Source organism: Nocardia farcinica (assembly GCF_029867845.1).
Taxonomy (GTDB): Bacteria; Actinomycetota; Actinomycetes; order Mycobacteriales; family Mycobacteriaceae; genus Nocardia; species Nocardia farcinica_A.
Window position 1 is genome coordinate 1 of record NZ_JARWRU010000508.1, and the last position, 2,170, is coordinate 2,170.

Genomic DNA, 2,170 nt, shown 5'->3' on the forward strand with positions numbered 1-2,170 from the left:
CACCCACACCCCCCGCGGGGCGGGCGCGGTACGGGGGGGGCCTCGGCCAACCGCCCACGCCGATGCCATCGCCGCCGCCGACGAGGTCACCTCGACCAATGTCGAACACGGCGTCGCCAGGGTGCTCGAGCGCTGGTGGGCCTAGGGCGTGTGCCGAAGTGAGGGCGGGCGCCGGAGGAGGCAGGTGGACCCGGTGCGCGCGGGCCGCCCCGGTCAGGCGGACGCGGGGACGGACACGGGCGCGCCCTCCGGGTGGGGCCCCTGCGCCCCCGCGGCCCCTGTCTCGGGTGCGCTCTCGGGCGCGGGTGCGGGTTCGGGTTCGGGTGCGGGCTCGGGCGCCGCGGGTGGCGCGGATTCACCGGGAGTCCCGGGGACGGAGACGTCCGGCAGGCCCAACTCCTGCTCGTACCGGCTCATCTCCTCCCGGTAGGTGTCGTTGTAGGTCTTCCAGACCGTGGTGACGATGCCGGTGAGCTCGTCGAGGATGAGCGAGCCGTGCTCGAAGTCGGCGCGCAGGCCGTCGGGGACCGGGTAGGCGCTGGTCAGCGGCAGACCGAGGATGCCCGCGTCGGCGCCGAGGGCGAGGAAGCGCTCCAGGATCTTCCCGACCACCTCGACCACGGTGCCGTCGGCCGCGGTGTAGACGCGGCCGTTGACGAAGGTGGCGTACTGCCCGCCCTGGGCGGCTGGCAGCGGTTCGGAGGTGGCCTCGCCGAGCGGGCCCGCCGGCCCGCCGGTGGCCGCGTAGTGCTCGGCGATCAGATTGTCGTCGACCATGGTCAGCAGCCGGGCGGTGAGCTGGGCCAGCGCGGCCAGATCGGAGCCCGCGCGCTTGGGGGTCTGCGCGCCTGGCGTGCCCGCCGCGATGTCGCGGATGCGGTCCATCATCGAGTAGGCGGCGTCGCCGGGGCAGGTGGTGTATCCGACGTCGCGGTGGGCGAACACGATCGGCAGATCCACCTGTTCACCGAGGGCGTACGGGGTGTACTGGGTGCCCTCGGACCACATGGTGGTCCAGCCCTTGGGATCGAGCCCGGCGATCCTGGTGCGCCAGCCGATGAACTTGCCGATCGCCTGGACAGCGGCCTCGGTGGGCGGCACGGTCTCGTGATTGCCCATCAGCGCCACGCCGGCGGTGTTCTCGTTGAAGCCGCCCGCGTGCGCGCCCTGCACCGGCCGGTCCAGGCCGCCGCGCCTGCCCTCGAAGATCTGCCCGTACTTGTCGACCAGCGCGTTGTAGCCGATGTCGCACCAGTTCAGGGTCTGCGAGTGGTAGGCGTAGATGGCCCGCACGATGCCCGCCGACTCGGCGCGGGTGTAGTCGTTGCGCCCGGCGGTGTGGTGCACGGTGACCCCGCCGAGGAAGTCGTCGTAGGTGGGGGTCATGCAGTTGATGGATTCGTCGGCGCCCCACTGGCTTCGGGTGATGACGCTCGGCCCGCCCGCGGGCAGGGGCGCGGCGATCTCGTGCAGGCCGGCGTCCAGCGCGCCGCGGCCGGGATCGATGAGCACGGCGGTCAGGTCGTCGATGGCCTGGGCCGGGTCGAACTCGGGATGCGCGATGGGCGCAGCCGGATCGGATTGCGCTGCCCCGTTTGATGTTCGCCGATCCGTAGCCTCTGGTTTGCGGATGGCCAGGATCTGCACCGCGTCGGTCTCGCCGACATAGACGGGCTCGGTTCCGGCGACGGCGCCCGCGGGGGCGGTGTCGCTGCGGCCGGAGTCCACCGGTTCGGCCGGGTACCACTCGCCCCAGGTGCCGTCGGACTCGCGCGCGCGGACCATCGCCACCGTGCCGGACAGGTCGGGCGCGGTGAGCGCGACCATGCTGAACGGCTCGTCCCGCGACAGTTCCTTGACCTGTGCGCCGAGCCGGTCGAGCAGTTCCCTCGGCAGCACTCCGGGGGCCAGCGCGGGGGAGTCGGGGGTGAGGTCGCCCGGCAGTCCGCCGGGGGCGGCGATGGCGGCGGGCGCGGGCGCGGGGGCCGGGCTCGCGGCGTCGGGCCGGGTCGTCTCGGCGGGGGTAGTGCCTGGTAGCGCCAGTTCGCGGAGGTCCGACAAGCGTAGCTCGGGCAGGTCGAGTCCGGTGAGCTCGCGCAGCGGCAGCGTGATGTCGGAGGCCTGGCCGAGGGCGACCTCGGCCAGTTGTGCGGGCACCGCGGCGAGGTCG

General features: G+C 73.5%; 1 protein-coding gene and 1 pseudogene. One reads left to right on the forward strand and one right to left on the reverse strand.

Annotated elements, in window-relative coordinates; genetic code table 11:
* Nucleotides 1–145: pseudogene (locus QH283_RS11060) on the forward strand (HAD family hydrolase); the annotation flags it as partial.
* A gap of 68 nt (nt 146–213) precedes the next feature.
* Here the strand turns inward: QH283_RS11060 and QH283_RS11065 are convergent.
* Nucleotides 214–2,170 (reverse strand): N-acetylmuramoyl-L-alanine amidase (locus QH283_RS11065; protein WP_280502928.1); only part of this gene is annotated, 1,957 nt, incomplete at its 5' end.